Source organism: Skermanella sp. TT6, assembly GCF_016653635.2.
GTDB lineage: Bacteria > Pseudomonadota > Alphaproteobacteria > Azospirillales > Azospirillaceae > Skermanella > Skermanella cutis.
Genome location: NZ_CP067420.1, coordinates 4,104,511 through 4,126,477 on the forward strand (window position 1 = coordinate 4,104,511; position 21,967 = coordinate 4,126,477).

The following is a 21,967-nucleotide window of genomic DNA, read 5'->3' on the forward strand; positions in this document are numbered from 1 at the left end:
TCCGCCCGGTGCCAGCGGTAGGAATAAGTAATAATTTAGAACATACTGCTCTCAACACTCTGATAAGTCGGATCATCCCAATTCAATCCATCTTGCTCTCCGTACAGGCCTGTATTGGTCAGCAGCACAAATTGATCGCCGAATTCTTCCCGTCGGATGAATTTTGCCGCCCCTGCATCAATCAGCCTTTGCCGTTCCCGGCGCGGTATCTGCACCACATAGGGCTGAAGCTTTCGGGCGATGGCGCCGGGGGTTTTCACGAATTGCAGATCGTTCACCAACTCCGCGATTTCCTTGGTGGCAGGGCCGTAGGGCACGATCACCGGGGCCTGCGCGTCCTCAATGATCCGGAAGGCGGCGGCGATGTCGGCGAAGCGGAAGTCCAGCGATTTACACGTATCATCCAGCGAGGGCAGGATGCCTCTTTGCGCATTGGTCCCTTTGCCGATCATCGCGCCGTCGAGCGTGCCGTGGCCGTCATGGAGCCAGTACAACTCGCCGAAGTAATCTTCGATGGCGTCCAGGCTCAGCGGGTCGGCGTGCCTGCCGAGGATGCCGCGTGCTGTCTCGGCAAACTGCTTCAGCTCTGCCGGCGGCTTGTGGCGTTCGGAGTCCTCCGGCTTGAAGACGAAGACCTGCCCTGCCCCGGCCCCCAACTCGCCGTCACGGTTGCAGCGTCCCGCCGCCTGGGCAATCGAGTCCAGGCCGGCTTCGGCACGGTAGACCACCGAGAAGCTGATATCGACGCCGGCCTCGATCAGGGAGGTGGCGACTAGCCGCACCGGACGCCGCTCCTTCAGGTTCTCCCTGATTTCCGCCAGTACCGCGCGGCGGTGGGCACCGCACAGGGAGGTCGTCAGCATCCGGGCGCCGGGTTGTTCGCGGATCGCCCGGTAGAGGTCGCGGGCATGCCGGCGGTTGTTGACGATGCACAGGCCCTGCGGAGCCTCCGTCAGCCGTTCGGCCAAGGCGGCGACGCCGAGCGGTTGCTCGACGCGGGTAACGGTGACGCGCTTCAGTTCCCGGTACAGGGCGATGGGATCGGGGGCAAGTTCCCGCACATCCTTCAGCCCATCGCGGAAGCCGCGCGGCTTTTGTTCGGTCGGCGCCAGCACGGCCGGCTGGGTAGCGGTGCAGAGCACCACTGAGCAGCGGTAATGCTGGGCAAGATCGCGCACCGCTTCCAGGCAGGGGCGCAGGAATTTGAGCGGAAGGGTCTGCGCCTCGTCCAGCACCACGACCGAGCCGGCGATGTTGTGCAGCTTGCGGCAGCGCCCCGTCCGGTTGGAAAACAGGCTTTCGAAGAACTGTACCGCCGTGGTGACCACGACGGGCCGGTCCCAGTTCTCCGCCGCCAGCCGAAGCTTGCGCCCGCCGTCGGCGCCTTCGTCATTGGGCTGGTCGCGCCAGTCCGTTTCCGGATCGTAATTGCTGTGGTGTTCGAGCACGGCATCGAACGACCCTAGGGCTTTCCGAAACGTATCGGCGGTCTGCTCGACGATGGAGGTGAAGGGGATGACATAGATCACTCGGCGCATGCCATGACCCTCGCCGTGAGCCGTCGCATGGTTCAGGGCGAAGGCCAGCGAGGCGAGCGTCTTGCCGCCGCCGGTCGGCACCGTCAGCGAGAACAGGCCCGGCGGCAGCGCCGCCCTGGTCACCACCGTATCCAGCACGCGGGCGCGTAGCGCGTTGACGGGACTGAGCGGCTGGTCGAGGCCGGCAGCCTTGTCCGCCATGTGAGCCGCCAGCCGGTCGCGCAGCGTCTTGAGGTCGAGTGGACAGCCGCGTTCGACCTGCTCATCCTTGGCGGCGGTGTAAAAGGCTTCCGTTGCAAGCCGGTCGGCGTCGATCAGGCACGAGAACAGCATCCGCGCCAGGAACGCGCGGCTGAAGCCGTTGCGGTCCTTGATGCTCCGCCGCACGGCGGACGGGTCCGGCAATTCGACGCCCGCCAGCAAGGGAGCTGGCGGGTGGGCCGACAGGCGCTCTCTCAGAGGCGTCAAATCCCCGCCCGCGTCGCGGCCATTGGCGAGGCCGGCATGGTGCCCAGCGATACCGAACGCCATCAGCCAGCCCCAAACGTCTCCGTAGTGCTGGAGAGCCGCTACCGCCCCGGCGGTGGAGTGGTCCGGGCTTGGGCCCCTGGCGCGGATGTACTTCTGAAAAGCGGGACTAGCCTTGCCGATATCATGCAGCGCACCCATGGCCGATCCCGCCGGTTCGCAGCCGAAGTGTTTCGCAAATAACCCAGCTAGGTGCGCAACGTCAGTGAGGTGCTTCGCCAGAGGCTCCCATTCGCGGATGTCACGGAGGGGAAGAGAGTGCGCGAACAGCTCTGGCGCTGTTTGCTCATCGCATGAGGAGGACATTCGACACCGTCAGGAAAGGCTGAATGGAAGGGTCGCGGCGGGGTGCGCCTGCCCCTCGCTAAAGCAATTCATCCATCTAAAGGCCTTTATCGCAATGCTTTTTTCGTGGCTTCCTTAACGTCCATTCGGTGGCCGGTATGGTGGACGGGGATGAAAGACGATGCCAATACCCTGCCGGTCTTTATGCCCCACGGTCGAGAATTTCATTCATCGTGATGCTGACCATGGGCGCATGGTGGTCAGCGCCTTGACAGCACAGCCCTGATTAGCAATTCGTGAAATGGGCGCATCAGCATCGATCAATGGCGCCCATTTCCGCTGGCAAGATAGTGTCTTCGCTCAGTCCCACTAGCTTTTCTCCGGCAACGTAGTCGGCGGTGTGCTCTCGTCCTCACACACGGACGAACCGTCACGAACTCATCTTGAGTCGCCGATGAAATCCGCAGGAGAGTCGCCCGATCAAGTACTTCGACCGCTCCAACTCGACCATGTCGTTAGTCGTCAGCAGCATGTGAACAGCATGGTCGCAGGTCACTGCGGTGTCTTTGTTGAGGTTTTCGAGCCTCAGCGTTGTCAAAATCTCGACAAGCCGCCAATTAGGATGCCGACCATAATGGTTACTGGCATGACACGCCACCAGAACACGGTATTGGTCATAGCTTGCCTCCGTCCGTGCATTTGATCGGGCTGCCCATCGCTGCGTCTCGTATCGAAGGTATGAACGCCGGCAGCCTCCAACCGATCGCACGCCGCCAGTGTGTCGAAGGTTGGCGCGGTCATGGTTTCGGCTCCAGGCCGCGCGCCGCCGTGGTCAAACGCATCCGGTAGACGCTCCAGCCGACATACCCGCCGCCCAGTGCGAGCAGCGACAGAAACTTGATGAACAGGCCCCATGGGCCGAACAGCCAGGTCATCACCTCGACCAGCAGTACGCCGAAGCCGGCCACCCCGAGCACCGCCGCGATGCCGGCCAAGGTGTACAAGGCGGACCTCATGATGCCGGCTCCAGCCGTCTCCGAACCGAGCAGGTCAGCTTTTCAATCAGGTATTTCGAGCGCTCCAGTTCGACCATGTTGTCGGTCGTCAGCAGCAGGTGAACGGCCCGGTCACAGGCCTCGACCGTCGCGGCCCAGCGAGCCGTCGGTGTCGTCTCCGGCCAATCCATCGCTACAAGCAGCAAGTATCCCAGCCCCCCGCCGATCACGGCGGCCGCGACCCACACAGGAACGATCCGCTTGATAAATTCAGCGTTGGTCACGGCTTAAGCTCGGGGAACGGAGGCAGCGGCGGCTCCAGCTTCCGCTCCAACTCCTCGACCCGCCGTTCCAGCCGGTCGATCCGCTGCTGAGTTCGCGCATAGGACTCGTAGAGCGAAGCGTAGTCGCGCCGGAGATCGAGCAGCGCCTGCTTGTCGGCAGATAGCTCCGGCGTCCGGCGCATGATGCTCCGGTTCAGCTCCATGAGCGTGATGCTCAGCTCTCGCCGATCCTTCACCAAGTCGCGTAGGTCCACCGCCATCATATCAAGCCGCTTGCTGATCCAAGTCAGGGTCGCAGGCTTGTCGTCGTCCTTCGGTCCGGTCGTGAGGTTGTCGTCCATTGCTTCCTCCCTCGCTCTCGCGAGACCACGCTACCTGACTTGGTCGGCATCTGGAGCCGTCGCCAGCGAGCTAGCTCGGACGTCTGGTTGTCGCAAAGGATATAGTGGTGATCCACGCGCGAGACGACACCGGTTCCACGCTGCCGCCTTGTGGCCCGCAGAGACGCCGCTGGATGCCTTCTGGCCATCCGGCCGCGAGGTGACCCAAATGCCAACACCCGCTCCTACGGCTCCGAAATCGGTGCGGCGCGGCGCCTTGTCGCTGGCACCGGCCGGCTTCCTGTGCATGACCGATATTATACGCCTGACCTACCCCGAGCTTGCCGAGCGCCTTGGCATCGAACCCGACAGCGCATTGAGGCGTCGAGGGACGTAAGCGGCCGCAAACTTTTAAGGAATTCAGGGTTGCAGCCTTACATTGTCATGAACGTGCGTGGTAGCGAATAGAACATCGGGCCTGGATGGAGATGAACAAATGGCGTGTATTGTCTGCGGAAAGCCAGTCAAGCCTGTCGTCGGGCGCGGTCGGCAGCCGCTTTACTGCGGGCCGAGGTGCCGAAGCCGCCAGGAGAAGGCCCGCGTGTATTGGGATCAGCGGGCGGCGATGGTAGCTGACCTCGGCTACTACGTCTCGAACCGGGACATGGAAGGCCGCACGCCCGAGCAGCGCGCCTTCTGGCAGCAGCAGCTTGACGCGGCCAGGGCGGCGCTCGGGAAGCGACCATGACAGCTTTGAACCATGTCTAGGGCGGCGCTGGTAATCTGGACGAGAGCGCCCTTCATGAGCTAGAAATTTGGTTGATCATTGGCAGTATGCTCCCGTTTTATCCCAGGCGAGATCACATTCGTGAGTCTCTTTGTGACATTCGGATAATGCGCTTAAAATAAAGAGAAAAACTACTATTGAAATCACCCAACTGTGCCAAGATTTTTCAGGCGGGGATGGCAGAGTAGAAGCATATTTACTTTTGGCTTCTTCTATAAAATGGCGGGCGTAATAAATACTAGAACATCTATAGACGGGTTTTCCATCCTCTAGCACGACGAAAATCACGTGCTTATCAGTAACTAATCCAATTCTCTCTATCCGGTAATCGGGTTCACGAGCCTGATCGTCGGGCAAACCATCCTCCATGTCCATGAAGGTCAATTCACCATAGTAATATTAAAATGCCCTTTATCAGCGTGCTGACTTTTCCTAATTGGGATGCATCTGCTGTTTCCCTCGCGCGTGCACGGAAGGGGCAGCGTTATATATGATTGGATACATCGCTCCCAGCCCCAGTAATTCTTCCCGCGTGCGCGTGCACGCGAGGGTGCCGCGCTGTATCTGGCTGTGCTAATAGGGCCGCTGGTAGCATTAGAAAGGGCTCCTAATGGACTCCCCACCACCGGATTTGCTGAGTTGGGCTTTCTGGTTCAAGGACAGCGCCAGCGTGCGGGATTTACTCGTTAGCCTTGGCGCGGTAATTGGTCTTCCTCTACTAATTTGGAGGGAAATAACTGGACATCGCACTGCCAACATAGCCGCCGAGCGGCACTTAAAGCAGATGGAAGCTGATCGTGAACGTCGAATCACAGATAGTTTCACTAAGGCAGTCGAACTGTTGGGAAAGCCGGAGTTAGAGGTTCGCTTAGGCGCGATCTATGCACTTGAACGCATCGCCCATGAAAGCCAGCGCGATCATTGGCCAATCATGGAAACGCTGACGGCATATGTACGCGAAAAGTCCCCAATATACGCGACTATTGATTCAAATCAGAGTCAGTCGTCTAGTGATGCAGCACCCACATACGGGATAGATTTGAGTGAGGGAACTGCAAACCTATCACGAGAATTGAAGCAAAATTCAGCTTTACGATCCAGAGCTGATATTGAAGGTATTCTAACCATTCTACTCAGGCGGATTGTGAAGTATGAAAAAGATGATCAACGTATCAATCTGACAAACACTCACTTAGTCGGCATTGGACTACGCGGCGCTAATCTGAGCGGCGCTAATTTGACCGGCGCCAACTTGGCCGGATCACACCTGTTCGGTATCAATTTGAGCGGAGCTTTTCTGTACAAAATCAATCTAAGCGGGGCCAGCTTGATTGAAGCCGATTTAAGCAAGGCTGCCTTGGACGGAGCTGACTTGAGCGAAGCTGATCTGGTAGGGGCTAACCTGCGTGAAGCCAGGCTGTACATGGCTAACTTAAGCGGAGCAGATTTGAGCGAGGCTGACCTGACTGGAGCCCGTCTCAGAGACGTTAACTTGGAAACCGTCACACTCTGCAACACCATCATGCCTGACGGCACCCTGAACAACCGGGATTGCGAAAAAAATTAGGTCTGCTAAAGCCAAGCGAGACGCCGCCGGTTCCAAATTAACCAATACCCGCCAGGAAGGCCAGGAGCGGTCCGTGGGCGCGTTCTGGCTGGCTGGCCACTCCCCCAAGTGGTCCAAACGCCAAACTCGCCCCAGCGGCCCGGAAATCGCTCTGGTGCACATGAGTTCTGACATGAGTTCTCTATGCCAGCTTTGCTGCTCCCCTCTGCGTCGCCCGCCGCCGCCCCCAACGGCATTCGGCACATCCCGTTCCTGACCATCGCCTGGACCCGATGGCGCTGACTGGCGACACCGGATTTCGCCAGGGCGGGCGACGCGATCACAAATTTTCCGTCAGGTACCCGTCGATCAAAGAAGAAAGGGCCGTTCTCTGGGCGAGGAATATCCGGCCGGTTCTGCCGGAAACGAAGGTGATCCGACCGTCTGAGGGTTTAGTCCACCACAAAGCGTGCGACGGCATCCTCGTCCCATGCCATGCCCAAGCCCGGTCCACGCGCCGTGACCATGCCGCCGACCGGGCGCACCGGCTCGGCCAGGATGGCGCCGGCCATGTCCAGGTATTCCAGGAAGTGGCAGGTCGGGCTGACGGCCAGCGCATGCGCGCTCGCCTCGATGAACAGGTGGCTGGAAAGCGGCAGGCTGGCCCCTCGGCCAAAGCCATGGCACGCAGCCACCCCGTGATGCCGCCGATCTTCATCAAGTCGGGCATCGCCAGGTCGCAGGCGCGCGCCGCCACCGCACGAGCCATGTCCGATGGGAACCACCAGTTCTCGCCGGTCTGGACGGGGACCGGTGACGCGGCGCGGACGCGCGCATGCCCTTCCAGGTCCTCGGCGGCGACCGGCTCCTCCACCCAGGCCAGATCATAGGCGGCCAGCCGTTCGATGCGGCGTATCGCCTCGGTGGCGCTCTGCGACTGGTTGAGGTCGACCATGAGCTGGACGTCGGGTCCGACGATGTCGCGGACCGCGCGGACCATCGCCGCGTCCTCGGCGGCGCTGCGCTCGCCGATTTTGATCTTGATGGCCCAGAAGCCGGCGCCAACGAATGCTTCCAGCATCGCCCGGTCGGCCACCGGATCGACCAGGCCGAAGCTGTCGTAGGCAGGCACCGGCCTAACGATCCCGCCGAGCAGTTCGGCGACACGGCCCAGTGCATCTCACAGCGCCATGTCCAGCCCGGACAGCGCCATGCCGACAAGACCCTGCCGCCCCAGAAGCCGGAAGGTCCCCGACAGGTCGAGGAACCGGTCAGCCGGCGCGACGGGCTTGCCGACGACCAGGTTGGCGATGTCGTTGAGGAATACGCAGAGCGGCTTCAGCACGAGGGGCGTGTAGCAGAAGATGTAGGCGCGCCCGATGACGTCCTGATCGGTCTGGACGTCGATCAGGACCAGCGGTGCAGCCGGGATGGCGCCCGAGGCCGTTCGCAGCGGCCGCGGCATCGGCGCGAGCACCGGCCTTACTTGCAGTGATTGGATGGTCGGCAGCGTGCTCATGTCGGGCCCCTCTGGATATAGAGCTTCAGGTCGTTCCGGCCTTGAGTAAGATCATCCTTGTTTCGAGAACGGTGATCGCAAGCACAATTTTTCTGCCCGGTATCCGTCGTTCAAAGAGGAAGGGGCCGTTTCCTGGAGGAATGTCCAGTCGGCTCTGCCGGAAAATGATCTAGTGGTCCCGCACAGTTTTTTTTGACGTTCGGCGGAGCGGAGTGCGGTAGGTCGGCCTTCGCCCGTCAGGGCGAACGCCTACACCCTGCGTCAACGCTCCGGCCACGCTGTCGGCGTCGGCCTTCGGCCGAGGCCGACCTACGGTAAATCAATCAAATCCACTGTGCCGAGCCACTAGTCTGGTTGCGCGACCGGTACGAGGAGTCCCGTCGCGCGATCCGTAAGGGGGGTGTGGGGGTGCGCGAACGCGGCAATCTTCGGACCGGCCTATGGGACCCGCCCCCGCCATCGCCTCGGCATAGCTCCGCGCGACCTCGGAGATAAGTCCCAGTTCGCCACCTGTCCAGGAGATAGGATTGCTTCCAATCGACAGTTCAGCTTCACTTTAGGTTGCTGCGCGATGACTGCGACCTGGGATGCGCCGCAATCCGCTCTCGGCTCCACGGTCTGAAAGTGAGATGGATGTCCCGCACGCGCCTCGTTACTACGATCATCATGTTGGTCGGGTTGATCTCGGTCCTGCTGTCAATTGCAACCAACATCGCAACCAGCGAGCTGCCGGAGAGCTGGCAGCCGCACACCTGGCTGGCTTGGCCAGCCGTCATCCTCCTGACGGTCACGATCATCGGATTGTCCGTTTGGCAATCCATGCTCGATCCGCAAATAAGCGAAATCGGCGCAACTGCGCCAACTGGACAGGCCGACTCCAACCGAAGCCGAATGCTGGAAATCGTTCGGCAGACCTGGATCGATGGCTACCTGAAGCATTCGCTGGAGAACCTTGCGCAGATTGAATGTAAGCGATGCGAGCGGACCCTTGGCCTTTGGCTGCGTGATCACCGCATGGATCGGTTGCGGCGGGCCTTGAAGTGTTCGCGCAACTCCAGGATGGCCTTGGCTACGGCCGGGACGTCGGCCTCGGCGATGGCCGCCGTGCCGAACAGCACGGGGCCCAGGGCCTGGAACGGAGCATGTTCCGGTTTGCCCGGGTTGGTCACGCTCTTCCAGGCGCGCGGCGCCAGCCGGGTGGCCACCAGGAACCCGAGGGACCAGAAGATCGGGTCCAGCCCTCCTGCGTGGTGCGGCGCCAGATGCGGCCGGTACAGGCCGGGGAACTGCGCCATCGTCTCCGACAGGCGGTTATGGTGGTCCGCCACGGCCTGGACGGCCCGGTGCTCCCGGCTGCTCTCCGCGGCGAGCAGGGCGTGGTCGCCCAGCAGGTCGCCGAGCCAGATCCGCGGATCGAGGAACTTCGGCCCGATCAGCACGGCGGTCAGGTAGCCGTCGAGGCCGTCCAGCCGCGACACCGGCGCCGCCCGGCCCCGCTGGTACGCTTCGAGCTCCTCCGCGTCCTGCATCGCCCTGGGCGCCGCCGGTCCGGTCTGCGCAGCGGGCTCGGCCGTCATGCCGCCCGGACCGTCCCGGCATCGGCGCCCCGCTCGGCTTTCCATGCCCACGGCAGCAGGCGGTCGAGATCGTTGGCCTTCACGGCACCCGACACGATGCGCTCCAGCACGTCGGCCAGGTAGGAGAACGGGTCGAGGCCGTTCAGCCTGGCGCTGTTGATCAGCGAGGCGAGGATCGCCCAGTCCCGGCCGCCCGCCGCGGAGCCGGCGAACAGGGCGTTCTTGCGGCCCAACCCGATCGGGCGCATCAGTCTCTCCACGGTGTTGGTATCCACCTCGATGCGGCCGTCCTCGAGGAAGGCGACCAGCCCGTCCCAGTGACCCAGGGTGTAGGAGATCGCCTTGGCCAGGCTCGACTGGCCGGAGATCTCCGCCCGCACCGCCATCAGCCGGACCTTCAGAGCTTCCAGGATCGGCCGGGACCGGTCCTGCCGGACCCGCAGGCGGGTCTCCGCCGTCGTGCCGCGGATGCGTGCCTCGATGGCGTAGACCTCACCGAGGCGCCCGATCACTTCCCGCGCCACCTCCGACCGGGTCGTCCTGAACACCGCCACGAACTTGCGGCGGGCATGGCTCAGGCAGAAGACGAGCCGGATCGTCGCCCGCCTCCGGCGGCGGACAAGCGCCTTGTAGGCCACATAGCCGTCCACCTGGAGAAGCCCGTCGAAGCCCGCCAGCTGGTCCTGGATCGCCGCCGTGTCCCGCCCCTCGGCGAACACGTAGCCGACCGCCGGTCGGGCCGGTCCCTGCCAGGGGCGGTCGTCCACCGCCTGGGCCCACAGCTGGCAGATCCTGGTGCGGCCCCGTCCGGGATCCAACCGGGGCAACGGCGTCTCGTCGCAGAACACCCGCTCCTGGGATCGGATGTAGAGCAGCAGCCGCTCGTACAGCGGCTTCAGCCACCACGCCGCCCGGCGAACCCAGAACACCAGCGTCGTCCGGTCCAGCGCGATGCCCTGGCCGGCGAACATCCGGGACTGCCGGTACAGCGGCAGGTGCCAGGCGAACTTCGCCACCACCACGTGGGCGACCAGCGCGGTGGTGGCCATGCCGCCGTCCACCACGCGCGGCCTGGCGGCGGCCTGGACCAGGGTGCCGCGGCAGCATCGGCAGGCATACTTCGGCCGGATGGTGCGCAGGACGCGCACAAGGGCCGGGATCACGTCCAGCGCCTCGGCGACGTCCTCGCCGATCCGGTGCATCGGCCCGGCGCAGCACGGGCACGCGGTGCTCTCCGGCTCGATAGTCGTCTCGACCCGCGGCAGATGCCGGGGCAGAGCGCCGACATTCCGGTTCGCCGGACGGCGCGGGTGCCGCCCCGGCTTCCCGGACGTGCGGTCCGCGTTGTCGTTGGCGGCCGGAGCCGCCTCGACGGCGAGGTCGCCGAGATCGAGGACGCCCTGCTCCGGGTCGATCATCGCGGCCCTCTCCGACTTCGCCCCGAAGATCATCGCCTTCAGGGTCTTCACCTGCGCCTGCAGATCCGCGTTCCTGGCCTCCAGATCACGGATGATCCGGACCAGTTCGGCGGGGTCTGCGGGGAGCGGGTCGGGAGGCTCGGCCATGCCCCGGAGCATACCGCAAAAGCCGGCAGCATCCCAGACGGATCAACGCCTTCAGCCCATCCACCGGGGCGTCTTCACGGGTGGCGGCGCGGCCGCGCGCCACTCCAGTCCGTCGAGCAGCAGCGCGAACTGGACCGCGCTCAGCCGGACCGCGCCGTCCCGGACCGGCGGCCAGGGGAATCCGCCGTCCTCCAGCCACTTCGTTGCGAGGATCAATCCGCTACCGTCCCAAACCAGGAGCTTGAGCCGGTCCTTGCGCTTGGAGCGGAAGACGAAGACGTCACCGCAGTAGGGATCCGCCTTCAGCGCCTCGGCCACCAGGGCGACCAGGCCGTGGACCCCTTTGCGGAAATCGATCGGCTGCGTGGCGAGCACGACCTTGAGGCCGGGACGCGGCGTGATCATCCCCGCCCTCGGGCGGCCGCGACGACCGCCGCGGCGAGGCCGGGATCGACGGCGCCGTGGAACACCAGCCGCCCGCTGCGCAGATCCATCTCGATCCGGCCCGGCGCCGTCTCCCGGGATGCTTGACGCCGGTCCCGCGGAGGAGCGGGCGCAGGCTCCTCGACCACCGTGACCGGAACGAACAGCGGCGTCTGCGCCGGGGTCGCTTCCGGGACCGCACCTGCCTCCCGGCGCCAGACCGTGAGCAGGCCGCGGTTCACCCCGTTCCGCCGCGCGACCTCGGAGATGTTGGCGCCCGGCACCGCGCTCTCCGCCACGATGCGCGCCTTCTCCTGTGCCGTCCACACGCGCCGTTGACACCGTCCCGTGATCACCTCGACCCGCCGATACGGCCCGTCTTCATCCATGGCTTCAAGCCTGGGATGAAGCCTGACGCCATCCTCCATCGCCCCCTCCGTGCTCCGTGAACCCGCGCGTAATCTCGCTCACAGACCCGGTTCCGGGAAGAAGGGTGCACTCGCATCGCTTACGATTGAATTCGGTTTAGAGACGAAGCCGGATGCGGTGAACCGGCCGTATGACTTAACCGTCCAGCCGATTGGCCAAGCACCCCGCCCGCTACCGACCGGCAGTCCGATCGGCGCGGTGTTCGACGAGATGGGCAAGGCGATGCTCATCCTGGGAGCTCCGGGAGCAGGCAAGACGACACTGCTGCTGGAGCTGACACGCGATCTGCTGGACCGGACAGAGCGCAACCCGGCTCACCTAATCCCGGTGGTCTTTCACTTATCATCGTGGGCGGTGCGGCGGCGCCCACTGGCGAACTGGCTGGTCGATGAGCTGGTCAGCCCACCTTACTACGTGCCGCGCAAGCTCGCCCAAGCCTGGATCGATGCCGAACAAGTCCTGCCTTTGCTAGACGGCTTGGATGAAGTCGCGCTGGAACATCGCGCGGAATGCGTTGAGGCGATCAATACATTCCGCCGTCGGCACGGGCTGGTTCCGCTGGCCGTGTGCTGCCGTGCGGCGGACTACCAAGCATTGCCGACGCGTGTGGAGTTGTCTGGAGCGGTTGTCATCCAACCGCTCTCGCGGACGCAAGTCAGCACCTACCTGAAACAAGGTGGAAAGTCGCTGGCTGGGGTACGGACGGCCTTGAGGGGCGACGAAACGCTCTGGGAATTACTGGACACGCCGTTGATGCTCAGCATCGTCGCATTGGCGTATCGAGCGCGGTCGGCGGCGGAAGTGCGGGCGACTGGATCACTGGACGAGCGGAGGGCGCATCTTTTCGCAAGTTACACCGAACGCATGTTCGAGCGCCGGACCAAAGTTGCCGATTATACTCGGGAGCAGACTATCCGCTGGCTAATCTGGCTGACTCGATCTCTTACGAACACCAACCAAAACATATTCTATTTAGAGTTGATGCAGCCCGATTGTCTATCGTCGCAAGCGCAACTCAGATTAGTGACTATGATACCGATTATCGTCTCAGGAATGTTAGGTGTGGCAATTATGATACTATTTGGGATGTTCTTTGAGCTGGTCGACGGAATGGTCGATGGGCAGGTGGACGAGTCCGACTTCTCCGAAGACGTCTTAGAGCTGATCATAGGGCTGATCATAGGGCTGGGCGGCGGGCTGGGCGGCGGGCTGGGCGGCGGACTAAGCCGTATAATGCCTGCTGAGGCGCTAAGATGGTCATGGAGAGAGGCGCTGAAATATTGGATTGGTGGGTTAGTTGGCAGGCCCGTTGCCGGGATAGTGGCGGGGATGGCCCTCGGGGTATTCTATGGGCTAATCGTTGGGGCCGTCCTCAGGCCGGGTGGAGAGACTTTCGCAGGGAGCTTAGGAATAGTCTTTGGGTTGATCTGCGGGGTAGTTTTTGGACCGGTCTCCGGGATGATCTTCGGGATGGTCTTCGGTGTAGTCGCAGTGGTCTCCCTTCAGAATGCCATAGTCGTCGGGCTGGATATCAGCACGGCCATGATAGGCCTGAGCTTTGTAATGATTCCTGGCTTGAGCAGCGGGTTGATTTCTGGTCTAGGCGGCGGGTTGACTACGAATCAGATTATGACGCGAACAGTTCCAAATGAAGGAATTCAACGGTCACTGCGAAATGCAGTTATTACTTTTCTAGTCGGAGCAATAGGCGGCGGTCTGATTGTCGGCCTGACTATCGGTTTGGTCAGCGGCCTGGGCGCTCAATTAGATGCCAATTTGGGATTCACTTCGGCCGAAGCACTAGAAGTACTGCTAGGCTCCGCTATCTTTTCGGGCTTGCTTACCGGACTGATTGTTGGTCTGCGGAAAGGTGGGATTGCTTATCTAAAGCATTACAGCCTACGCTTCTTGATGTGGCATAATGATTACGCACCACTGAACTACATAAGGTTTCTAGATTACACAACCGAGCGCATCCTCCTGCGAAAAGTTGGGGGTGGTTACATATTCACTCACCGACTTCTTATGGAGTATTTCGCCTCATCGAAGCCCATTGAGCAGGCAAGGGCCGACTGGCGGTAGTGGTCCGGGTCGCCAGTTGCGATTACAATTTTCCGTAGATACCTGTCGATCCAGCCATAAGGGGCAGCTTCCCGGCCGGTGATGTTGGACGGCTTTCTGCCGGAGACGAACTACAATCTGAGGGATTGACCTGATTATGGGCAATGGGATAAAGGAGTCCCATCCGCGCGCATCATACGGGAGTCTTCCCGGTTCTCTGGATGTAACCGGGGGACTATCGGGAATTTCGTGCTTGGCGGGGTTATCCTGAAACAGAAGGAGACCCTGAATGGCCCGACGCAAAGATCCTGTTATTCCCGACGCGATCCTTGACCAGCTGCTGGCTGGAGCCGATGCGAAGACGGCATTCGACCAGAACGGCCTGCTCGACCAGCTGAAAAAGGCGCTGACGGAGCGGGCGCTGAAGGCGGAGCTGGATCATCATCTGGCTGGAGATGAGAGCGGCAACCGTCGCAACGGCTACGGCCACAAGACGGTGCTGACCGATGGCGGCTCGATGGGTCTGTCCATTCCCCGCGATCGGTCGGGGACGTTCGATCCGGCGCTGATCGGCAAATACCAGCGGCGCTTCCCCGGCTTCGACGAGAAGATCATCTCAATGTACGCACGCGGCATGTCAACCCGGGAGATCACGGGACACCTGCGGGAGCTCTATGGCATCGAGGTGTCGGCCGACCTGATCTCCACGGTGACGGACGCGGTGATCGAGGAGGTGACGGCCTGGCAGAACCGGCCGCTGGAGGCGATCTACCCCCTGGTGTTCCTGGATGCCATCCGGGTCAAGATCCGCGACGAAGGTCTGGTCCGCAACAAGGCCATCCATGTCGCCATCGGCGTGCGGGCCGACGGCGCCAAGGAGGTGCTGGGCCTGTGGATCGAACAGAACGAGGGCGCCAAGTTCTGGCTGCGCGTCCTGAACGAGTTGAAGAACCGGGGTGTGGAGGACATCCTGCTGGCCGTTGTCGATGGGCTGAAAGGCTTTCCCGAGGCGATCGCGGCTGCCTATCCGGAGACGATTGTTCAGACTTGCGTCGTTCATCTGCTGCGCCACAGCATGGAGTTTGCGTCCTGGAAGGACCGCAAGGCTATCGCCGCCGCCCTGAAGACGGTCTACGACGCTGTCGACGACAAGGCCGCCGAGATGGCTCTGACCGCCTTTGAGACCGGGCCTTGGGGCGAAAAATACGCGGCCATCGGCAAGGCTTGGCGGCGGGCGTGGCCGGAGGTCATCCCCTTCTTTGCCTTCCCGCGCGAGGTCCGGCGTATCCTTTACACGACCAATGCCATTGAAGCATTGAACTCAAAGCTGCGCCGGGCGGTCCGGGCCAGGGGGCATTTCCCCAATGACGAGGCCGCGCTGAAGCTCCTGTTTCTCGTCTTGAACCGCGCGGAGAAAGACTGGAAGATGCCGCCCCGGGAATGGACGGCCGCCAAAGCCCAGATGGCTGTCATCTTCGGCGACCGGTTCGCAAAGGCGATGACCGCCTGATACTGAACCCGCCCCGCCAAGCACGAAATTCCCGATAGTCCCGTAACCGGCGCTGCCGGCCCATGGGACCCGCCCTGCCGCCAGCGCCAACGGCACGACGTGGTCCGCCGCCGGCGACGGCGCCGCTCATTGTCGGTACGCTGACCCGAGTCGTCGAGGTGCCGTCCGAGTTGCATCCGGCTGGTTGTAGCAACGGTCTTAAGTATTCCTTACCCGATATACAGCCCACATTACATTTTCTTCATCGAGCGAGCGTGCAGGAGAACGCAACAAGGGTTTGGATCACAGCAGTCGATTGGCTCATCGTTTACTACCGGGTCAGCACCGACAAGCAGGGCCGCTCCGGTCTGGGGCTGGAGGCTCAGCGAGAAGCGGCCCAGTCCTTTCTCAACGGCGGGAGCTAGACCCTGGCCGCCGAGGTGACCGAGGTCGAGAGCGGCAAGCGCAACGACTGGACCGGGCGCTCGGCCTGTGCCGCCTGTACGGCGCCACCCTGGTGGTCGCCAAGCTCGACCGCCTGGCGCGCAACGTCGCCTTCATCTCCAAGCTGATGGAAAGCAACATCGACCTCGTGGCGGCGGACTTTCCCCAGGCCAACCGCCTGACCATCCACATCCTGGCCATCGCGATGATCACCCAGCGTACCATTCCGCAAGGATGATGCCTGTCACAGATACCGGCAGGCATTACCCTAATGGCTCCGAGGCCTTTGTAACCCGAGTGTTACCCGATACTCGAAAGGGCTCACGCCAGACACCTAAAAATGATCGGCTATGTTTCTGAAAATAAATAGGAAAAGAGTGGCGCGCCCTGCTGGATTCGAACCAGCGACCGTCCGCTTAGAAGGCGGGTGCTCTATCCAGCTGAGCTAAGGGCGCTTGAGGGAAGCTGGCGCCCCGCGCGTCCTCAGCGGACGCGGTCGGGGCGGAAATTGTCGGCGTAGTTGCGCGGGCGGACCCGGCGCTGGTGGGCGTCCTGGACCATGTATTCCCAGCCCTTGCGCTCGGCGAAGGCGACGGCGTCGTCCTTGGTCGGGAACTTCAGGCGAACCTGGTTGAGGGTGTCGCCGGACGAGATCCAGCCCATCAGGGGCTCGGCGCGCCGCGGGGTCGCGATCTCGTATTCCAGCACCCAATCGCCCATCTTGCCGCGACCGGACTGCATGGTCGACTTGCTGGGCTGATAAATACGCACCTGCATGGTTCGCTTCTCCACGACTTCCCGCATATGGTCGGAGCGCCGAGATTCGAACTCGGGACCCTCTGCTCCCAAAGCAGATGCGCTACCAGACTGCGCTACGCTCCGCCAGAGCGTGACATACATCATCGAGGCAAACTCAGCAACCCACTGCCCCCGGCGGCCCTGGAAGAAAGTTCAGCAGCTTTGACATATGGACATATGCAGGGCGCCATGGCATTCGGCTGCCAGCCCCAGCCCCAAGACATCGACCCGAGACGAGGATCCCGAGTGACCCAGCAATCCATGTTCCTGCCGCCCGCGATCCACCGGTACATCCTGGACAATTCGCTGCGGGAGCCGCCGGTGCTGACCCGGCTGCGCGCCGAGACGGCCAGCCTGACCCAGGGCTATTACCAGATAGCGCCGGAGGAAGGGCAGATGCTGACCCTGGTGCTGGAACTGCTGCGGGCGCGGCGGACGCTCGATATCGGCGTGTTCACCGGCTACAGCGCCACGGTGGCGGCCCTGGCGCTGCCGCCCGAAGGCCGGGTGGTCGCCTGCGACGTCAGCGTGGAATGGACCGACGTGGCGCGGCGCTACTGGGCGGAGGCCGGGGTCGCCGACAAGATCGACCTGCGGCTGGCCCCGGCGACGGAGACGCTCGCGGCCCTGATCGGCGAGGGAGCGGCGGGCAGCTTCGACTTCGCGCTGATCGACGCGGACAAGGAACTTTACCCCACCTATTACGAGCAGGCGCTGACCCTCGTGCGGCCGGGCGGCGTGATCGCCATCGACAACACGCTGTGGCGCGGCACGGTCGCCGATCCGGAAGCGACCAAGCCCAAGACCGAGACGTTCCGGGCGTTCAACGCCTTCGTCCATGCCGACGAGCGGGTGACACAGGTGCTGCTGCCGCTGGGCGACGGGCTGACCTTGGCGCGCAAGCGCCCCTGAGGGTCAGCCCGGTCAGCCCTGTTGCTGGAAGGCCGGGTGGACCACCCGGTCGCCGGCACGGATGCCCAGCCGGGCGGCCATGCCGCCGTTGATCTCCAGCACGCCCTTGACCTGGCCCGCGGAACTGATGGTGTCCAGCGACTGGGGCACCGCGTTCTCGTGGATGTTGACGATCCGGCCGTCGGCGCCGATGAACACCATGTCGAGCGGGATGAAGGTGTTCTTCATCCACATGGACATGGTCTGGAGTTGCGGCAGGACGAACAGCATGCCGGCGTCGGGCGCCATGGTCTCGCGGAACATCAGCCCCTGCGCCATCTGGCGCGGAGTCTCGGCGACCTCGATCGCGAAGGGATACTTTCCGCCCGACGCGGTCTCGATGGTCAGGCGGTCGGTGCGGAACGTCTCCGCGGCGGACACGGGACCCAGACCGGCCGCAACCAGCAGCAGGACGAGGGTGAAGGTTCGGATGATCGCGGCAGCCATGGTCCAGTCGCTACAGGAGCCCGCCCCATATGTAAAGCATTTGGGCGAATCCTGTAGCGTCAGGACATGACGGCGTCCACGACCTGCCGGATCTCGTCGCGCACCGGGCCGGGCCTCGGGGCGTCGGCGATGGTGGTGAACCAGTGTTCCGGCGGGTTCTGGCCCTGGCGGCGGCTCCAGGTCAGGGCGCGCAGCACCTCCTCGGCGTCCTGGGTCACCGGGACGTCCGGGTCGATGCCGTTGAGGGTGGCCCAGACGCCGGTCCAGCAGCGGCCGACCGACCACGGATTGTAGCCGCCGCCGCCCAGCACCAGGACCCGAGGCGCCAGGGTCGCAAGCGATCGGACCGCGTTCCACAGGGCGCGGTTGGACAGTTCCAGCCGGCTCAGCGGGTCGTCGGCCAGGGCGTCGGCGCCGCACTGGATCACCACGGCGTCGGGGGTGAAGCCCCGGCCCAGCGGCATCAGGGCGTTCTCCAGGATGTAGTCCAGCTCGGAATCGTTGAATTCCACCGGGACCGGCAGGTTGCGGGCCATGCCGCCGGCCCGGTCCCCGACCTTGCCGGTGAAGGGCCAGCGGGTGCCCTCGTGGACCGACACGGTCAGCACCCGGTCGTCGTCGGCGAAGGCATATTCCACCCCGTCGCCGTGGTGGGCGTCCAGGTCCGCGTAATAGACCCGCCGCAACCCGCCGTCGAGCATGGTCAGGATCGCGAGCACAGGGTCGTTGAAGTAGCAGAAGCCGCTGGCCCGGTCGCGCAGGCCATGGTGGGTCCCGCCCGCGGGGTTGTAGATCACCCCCTCGTGCTCGGCGAGCAGCCGGCCGGCCAGGATCGATCCGCCCGACGCCGTGGCGGGGCGGCGGAAGACCTCGGGGAAGATCGGGTTCTCCAGCCGGCCGATATTGTAGCGGTCGCGCGCCTCCGGATCGAGCCGCTGCTCCGCCTCGGCCCGGCGGACCGTCTCTATATATGAGCGATCGTGGAAACGGGCGAGCTGGTCGGGCGTCGCCCTGGGGCTGTCCAGGTAGGCCCGGTGGTCCAGCCACCCCATGGCACGGGAAAGATCGATCGCGGTGGAGACCCGCGGGATCGCGAGCGGGTGCTTCTTGCCATAGGTGGAGGCCCGGTAGATCTCGCTTCCGATGAAGAGCGGACCGATGGGCTGGGACTGGGCGAACTGAGACTGGGCGGGCTGGGACTGGTTCAGCATGGAAGCTGACCTAGGCCGCTCCCCGGGTTTCGTCAACTCCGTGCGTTTATCTGCGTATTCGGTATGCAGGCGCCTTGCCAGGGCGTCATGGACTTGCAATAGTCCGTCCAACCTCACTGGGGGGAGCCGATGGTCGGCTGAGAGGTCCCAAGACGCGGGACGACCCCTGGAACCTGATCCGGTTGATACCGGCGTAGGGATCAGTGACCCATGCACGACCTCGTGCGGCCGACCGAGTCGGCCCGTCTTCCCAGCATCGGCGTAAGGATTGAGCGGGCCCGCCTGACCTATGGCGGCGTGCGGCTGTTCGACGGCCTGGATTTCGAGCTCGAAGGCGGTCGCTGCACCTGCCTGCTGGGGCCGAGCGGCGTCGGCAAGACCACGTTGCTTCGGCTGATCGCCGGGCTGGCCGATCCGGAGCCGCCCACGGTCCTGGCGGCGGAGGACGGGAAGCCGCTGGACGGCCGGGTCGCCTACATGGCGCAGCAGGACCTGCTGCTGCCCTGGCTGGGCGCGCTGGACAATGTATTGCTGGGGCCGAGGCTGCGCGGCGAGGCGGTGGGCGCCGCCCTGGTGGACCGGGCGCGCGGGCTGCTCGACGCGGTCGGGCTGGGCGACCGGCTGCAAGCCCGGCCGGCCGAGCTGTCGGGCGGCATGCGCCAGCGGGTGGCCCTGGCCCGCACCCTGATGGAGGACCGTCCCGTCGTGCTGATGGACGAGCCGTTTTCGGCCCTGGACGCGATCACCCGCCTGAGGCTCCAGGAACTGGCGGCCGGGCTGCTGGCGGGCAGGACGGTGCTTCTGGTCACCCACGACCCGCTGGAGGCGCTGCGCATCGGGCACCGGATCCATGTGATGGCGGGGCAGCCGGCGGAGATCGGTCCGGCGATCTCGCCCGAGGGTTCGCCGCCGCGGCCGGCCGACGATCCGGCGCTTCTGGTCCGCCAGGCCGAGCTGCTGCGGCGGCTGTCATCATGATGCGGGCAGTATGATGCGGGCGGTACGGCCCATGGTGCGCCCCCTGGTGACCGCGGCGGTCCTGATCGCCGCGTGGCAGGCGCTGGTCTGGGCGACCGGCGTGCCGCGCTTCATCCTGCCCGATCCGGCGCGGGTGGCGATGGCGCTGTGGGAGCGGGCCGGCCTGATCGGCTACCACGCCCTGTTCACGATCGGCGAGATCCTGGGCGGGCTGGCGCTCGGCGTCGTGCTGGGCGCCGCCACGGCGCTGACGCTCAGCTATTTCCGGCCGGCGCGGCGCTGGCTGATGCCGGTGCTGGTGTTCAGCCAGGCGATCCCGGTGTTCGCGCTGGCGCCGCTGCTGGTGCTGTGGCTGGGCTACGGCATGGCGTCCAAGGTCGCCATGGCGACCCTGATCATCTATTTCCCGGTCACTTCGGCCTTCTTCGACGGGCTGCGCCGGACCGAGCCGGGCTGGCTGGACCTGGCGCGGACCATGGGCGGGTCGCGCTGGAGCACGCTGGTGCGGATCCGCCTGCCGGCAGCATTGCCAGCCTTCGCCTCGGGCCTGCGGGTCGCCACGGCGGTCGCGCCGATCGGCGCCGTGGTGGGCGAGTGGGTCGGAGCCTCGGCCGGCCTCGGATACCTGATGCTGCACGCCAACGGGCGCATGCAGGTGGACCTGATGTTCGCCGCCCTGCTGACCTTGGCCGCCATCGCGGTGGCGCTCTATTTCGCGGTGGACGCCCTGCTGCGCCGCGCCCTGCCGTGGCAGCCCGACAATAATCCAGACGAAGAGAGGGACTGAACACCCATGCGTACCGAAGCATCGCGCCGATCCATCCTGAAGGCCGGGCTGGCGGGGCTGGTCCTGGCGGCCGGCCTCGCCGCCTCGGCGCCGGCATCGGCCCAGGACAAGCTCACGGTCCTGCTGGACTGGTTCGTGAACCCGGACCATGCGCCGCTGTACGTGGCTCGGGAGATGGGCTACTTCCGCGACGCCGGGCTGGAGGTCGAGATGATAGCGCCTGCCGACCCGAACGATCCGCCCAAGCTGGTCGCCGCCGGCCGGGCCGACCTCGCCATCTCGTACCAGCCGCAGCTCCAGATGCAGGCGGCCGAGGGCCTGCCGCTGACCCGGATCGGCACGCTGGTCGCGACGCCGCTGAACACGGTGGTCGTGCTGGCGGACGGGCCGGTCAAGTCGATCGCGGACCTGAAGGGGCGCAAGGTCGGATACTCCGTCGGCGGGCTGGAGGACGCGCTGCTCGGCGCGATGCTGGAGAACGCCGGGCTGAAGCTGTCCGACGTGGAACTGGTCAACGTCAATTTCAGCCTGTCGCCGGCGCTGCTGTCGGGACAGGTCGACGCGGTGGTCGGGGCCTACCGGAACTTCGAGCTGAACCAGCTCGACATCGAGGGCAAGGCCGGGCGCGCCTTCTATCCGGAGGAGCACGGCGTCCCGCCCTATGACGAGCTGGTCATCGTCGCCAACCGCGAGAAGGCCGCCGACCCCCGCCTGCCCCGCTTCCTGGACGCGGTCGAGCGCGGCACGCTGTACCTGATGAACCATCCGGACGAGTCGTGGAAGCTGTTCGTCAAGGCCAACCCCGAACTGGACGACGAGCTGAACCGGCGCGCCTGGCGCGACACCCTGCCCCGCTTCGCCCACAGCCCGGCGGCACTGGACGCGAGGCGATACGAGCGGTTCGCCCGGTTCCTGAAGGAACGTGAGCTGATCGGGGAGGTGCCGAGACTGGCGGACTACGCGGTCGAGCTTCGCTGAGGACCGTCTTTGCCATTTTGCCGCATG

General features: G+C 64.2%; 25 protein-coding genes, 2 tRNA genes and 1 riboswitch. Of the genes, 9 read left to right on the top strand and 18 right to left on the bottom strand.

The window, feature by feature from the left end:
• Positions 1-35 precede the first annotated feature (35 nt).
• The 5 genes from cas3 to IGS68_RS19150 all read right to left on the bottom strand — a co-directional run bounded on the left by cas3 (position 36) and on the right by IGS68_RS19150 (position 3,971).
• Positions 36-2,372 carry a CRISPR-associated helicase Cas3' gene (gene cas3 / locus IGS68_RS19130; protein ID WP_201072679.1) on the bottom strand — a complete coding sequence of 779 codons (2,337 nt, stop codon included), beginning with the start codon at positions 2,370-2,372 and terminating at the stop codon, positions 36-38.
• Between the two features lie 573 nt (positions 2,373-2,945).
• On the bottom strand, positions 2,946-3,152 hold the full coding sequence (locus IGS68_RS19135) for a hypothetical protein (RefSeq protein ID WP_201072681.1): 207 nt from the start codon (positions 3,150-3,152) through the stop codon (positions 2,946-2,948).
• The gene (locus IGS68_RS19140) at positions 3,149-3,367 is read right to left on the bottom strand and encodes a hypothetical protein (protein ID WP_201072683.1); all 219 of its coding nucleotides are present in this window, start codon (positions 3,365-3,367) and stop codon (positions 3,149-3,151) included. Before IGS68_RS19140 ends, IGS68_RS19135 begins: the two co-directional genes overlap by 4 nt.
• The gene (locus IGS68_RS19145) at positions 3,364-3,630 is read right to left on the bottom strand and encodes a hypothetical protein (RefSeq protein WP_201072685.1); all 267 of its coding nucleotides are present in this window, start codon (positions 3,628-3,630) and stop codon (positions 3,364-3,366) included. The genes IGS68_RS19140 and IGS68_RS19145 overlap by 4 nt, the downstream gene beginning before the upstream one ends.
• On the bottom strand, positions 3,627-3,971 hold the full coding sequence (locus tag IGS68_RS19150; RefSeq protein ID WP_201072687.1) for a hypothetical protein: 345 nt from the start codon (positions 3,969-3,971) through the stop codon (positions 3,627-3,629). The genes IGS68_RS19145 and IGS68_RS19150 overlap by 4 nt, the downstream gene beginning before the upstream one ends.
• A 604-nt stretch (positions 3,972-4,575) precedes the next feature.
• Between IGS68_RS19150 and IGS68_RS36025 the strand changes: the two genes are divergently transcribed.
• Positions 4,576-4,698 carry a hypothetical protein gene (locus IGS68_RS36025; RefSeq protein ID WP_256445694.1) on the top strand — a complete coding sequence of 41 codons (123 nt, stop codon included), beginning with the start codon at positions 4,576-4,578 and terminating at the stop codon, positions 4,696-4,698.
• A gap of 75 nt (positions 4,699-4,773) precedes the next feature.
• On the opposite strand, the gene IGS68_RS19155 is transcribed toward IGS68_RS36025, so the two are convergent.
• On the bottom strand, positions 4,774-5,112 hold the full coding sequence (locus IGS68_RS19155; RefSeq protein WP_201072689.1) for a hypothetical protein: 339 nt from the start codon (positions 5,110-5,112) through the stop codon (positions 4,774-4,776).
• A 235-nt stretch (positions 5,113-5,347) separates the two neighbouring features.
• Here IGS68_RS19155 and IGS68_RS19160 point away from each other — a divergent pair, with 235 nt between their 5' ends.
• Positions 5,348-6,304 (top strand): pentapeptide repeat-containing protein, encoded by a 957-nt coding sequence (locus IGS68_RS19160; RefSeq protein WP_201072691.1) that lies wholly within the window; start codon positions 5,348-5,350, stop codon positions 6,302-6,304.
• Between the two features lie 319 nt (positions 6,305-6,623).
• Here the strand turns inward: IGS68_RS19160 and IGS68_RS19165 are convergent, their stop codons facing one another.
• The 7 genes from IGS68_RS19165 to tnpA all read right to left on the bottom strand — a co-directional run bounded on the left by IGS68_RS19165 (position 6,624) and on the right by tnpA (position 11,756).
• Positions 6,624-7,415, bottom strand: coding sequence for an enolase C-terminal domain-like protein (locus IGS68_RS19165; RefSeq protein WP_201072693.1), 792 nt, complete (start codon positions 7,413-7,415; stop codon positions 6,624-6,626).
• Positions 7,416-7,463: 48 nt separating this feature from the next.
• Positions 7,464-7,802 carry an enolase-like domain-containing protein gene (locus IGS68_RS19170; RefSeq protein ID WP_201072695.1) on the bottom strand — a complete coding sequence of 113 codons (339 nt, stop codon included), beginning with the start codon at positions 7,800-7,802 and terminating at the stop codon, positions 7,464-7,466.
• A gap of 696 nt (positions 7,803-8,498) precedes the next feature.
• A complete protein-coding gene (locus IGS68_RS19175; RefSeq protein WP_201072697.1) occupies positions 8,499-8,813 on the bottom strand; it encodes a hypothetical protein in 315 nt (104 codons plus the stop codon).
• Positions 8,810-9,379, bottom strand: a complete 570-nt coding sequence (locus IGS68_RS19180; RefSeq protein ID WP_247880890.1) for a YecA/YgfB family protein — start codon at positions 9,377-9,379, stop codon at positions 8,810-8,812. The genes IGS68_RS19175 and IGS68_RS19180 overlap by 4 nt, the downstream gene beginning before the upstream one ends.
• Positions 9,376-10,944, bottom strand: coding sequence for an IS66 family transposase (tnpC, locus tag IGS68_RS19185; protein WP_201070909.1), 1,569 nt, complete (start codon positions 10,942-10,944; stop codon positions 9,376-9,378). The genes IGS68_RS19180 and tnpC overlap by 4 nt, the downstream gene beginning before the upstream one ends.
• Before the next feature lie 51 nt (positions 10,945-10,995).
• Positions 10,996-11,349: an IS66 family insertion sequence element accessory protein TnpB gene (gene tnpB / locus IGS68_RS19190; RefSeq protein ID WP_201070915.1), complete on the bottom strand. Its 354-nt coding sequence runs from the start codon at positions 11,347-11,349 to the stop codon at positions 10,996-10,998.
• Complete coding sequence (gene tnpA / locus IGS68_RS19195) at positions 11,346-11,756, bottom strand: IS66-like element accessory protein TnpA (RefSeq protein WP_201070912.1); 411 nt, start codon at positions 11,754-11,756, stop codon at positions 11,346-11,348. The genes tnpB and tnpA overlap by 4 nt, the downstream gene beginning before the upstream one ends.
• Before the next feature lie 157 nt (positions 11,757-11,913).
• On the opposite strand from tnpA, the gene IGS68_RS19200 reads away from it, so the two are divergent.
• The 3 genes from IGS68_RS19200 (at position 11,914) to IGS68_RS35635 (ending at position 16,028) form a co-directional block, all read left to right on the top strand.
• Entirely contained in the window at positions 11,914-13,878 is a 1,965-nt protein-coding gene (locus IGS68_RS19200; protein ID WP_201072707.1) for an NACHT domain-containing protein, read from the top strand.
• 268 nt (positions 13,879-14,146) lie between these two features.
• Positions 14,147-15,367 carry an IS256 family transposase gene (locus tag IGS68_RS19205; protein ID WP_201072709.1) on the top strand — a complete coding sequence of 407 codons (1,221 nt, stop codon included), beginning with the start codon at positions 14,147-14,149 and terminating at the stop codon, positions 15,365-15,367.
• 295 nt (positions 15,368-15,662) lie between these two features.
• Positions 15,663-16,028 (top strand): recombinase family protein, encoded by a 366-nt coding sequence (locus IGS68_RS35635; RefSeq protein WP_247881396.1) that lies wholly within the window; start codon positions 15,663-15,665, stop codon positions 16,026-16,028.
• A 140-nt stretch (positions 16,029-16,168) separates the two neighbouring features.
• Here IGS68_RS35635 and IGS68_RS19215 read toward each other — a convergent pair.
• From IGS68_RS19215 to IGS68_RS19225, 3 genes are all read right to left on the bottom strand, one after another.
• Positions 16,169-16,245: transfer RNA gene (locus tag IGS68_RS19215), tRNA-Arg, on the bottom strand.
• A 28-nt stretch (positions 16,246-16,273) separates the two neighbouring features.
• The gene (locus IGS68_RS19220; RefSeq protein WP_201072711.1) at positions 16,274-16,567 is read right to left on the bottom strand and encodes an ETC complex I subunit; all 294 of its coding nucleotides are present in this window, start codon (positions 16,565-16,567) and stop codon (positions 16,274-16,276) included.
• A 28-nt stretch (positions 16,568-16,595) separates the two neighbouring features.
• Positions 16,596-16,672: transfer RNA gene (locus IGS68_RS19225), tRNA-Pro, on the bottom strand.
• 162 nt (positions 16,673-16,834) lie between these two features.
• Here IGS68_RS19225 and IGS68_RS19230 point away from each other — a divergent pair.
• On the top strand, positions 16,835-17,500 hold the full coding sequence (locus tag IGS68_RS19230; RefSeq protein ID WP_247880974.1) for a class I SAM-dependent methyltransferase: 666 nt from the start codon (positions 16,835-16,837) through the stop codon (positions 17,498-17,500).
• Positions 17,501-17,512: 12 nt separating this feature from the next.
• Here the strand turns inward: IGS68_RS19230 and IGS68_RS19235 are convergent, their stop codons facing one another.
• Positions 17,513-17,986, bottom strand: a complete 474-nt coding sequence (locus IGS68_RS19235; protein WP_201072713.1) for a DUF192 domain-containing protein — start codon at positions 17,984-17,986, stop codon at positions 17,513-17,515.
• Positions 17,987-18,045: 59 nt separating this feature from the next.
• Positions 18,046-19,197: an acetoin utilization protein AcuC gene (locus tag IGS68_RS19240; RefSeq protein WP_201072715.1), complete on the bottom strand. Its 1,152-nt coding sequence runs from the start codon at positions 19,195-19,197 to the stop codon at positions 18,046-18,048.
• A 109-nt stretch (positions 19,198-19,306) separates the two neighbouring features.
• Positions 19,307-19,415: riboswitch (TPP riboswitch) on the top strand.
• Here IGS68_RS19240 and IGS68_RS19245 point away from each other — a divergent pair.
• The 3 genes from IGS68_RS19245 (at position 19,408) to IGS68_RS19255 (ending at position 21,940) form a co-directional block, all read left to right on the top strand.
• Entirely contained in the window at positions 19,408-20,175 is a 768-nt protein-coding gene (locus IGS68_RS19245) for an ABC transporter ATP-binding protein (protein ID WP_201072717.1), read from the top strand. It overlaps the preceding riboswitch by 8 nt.
• Positions 20,176-20,206: 31 nt before the next feature.
• Positions 20,207-20,962, top strand: a complete 756-nt coding sequence (locus IGS68_RS19250; protein WP_247880975.1) for an ABC transporter permease — start codon at positions 20,207-20,209, stop codon at positions 20,960-20,962.
• A 6-nt stretch (positions 20,963-20,968) separates the two neighbouring features.
• On the top strand, positions 20,969-21,940 hold the full coding sequence (locus tag IGS68_RS19255; protein ID WP_201072721.1) for an ABC transporter substrate-binding protein: 972 nt from the start codon (positions 20,969-20,971) through the stop codon (positions 21,938-21,940).
• Positions 21,941-21,967 lie beyond the last annotated feature (27 nt).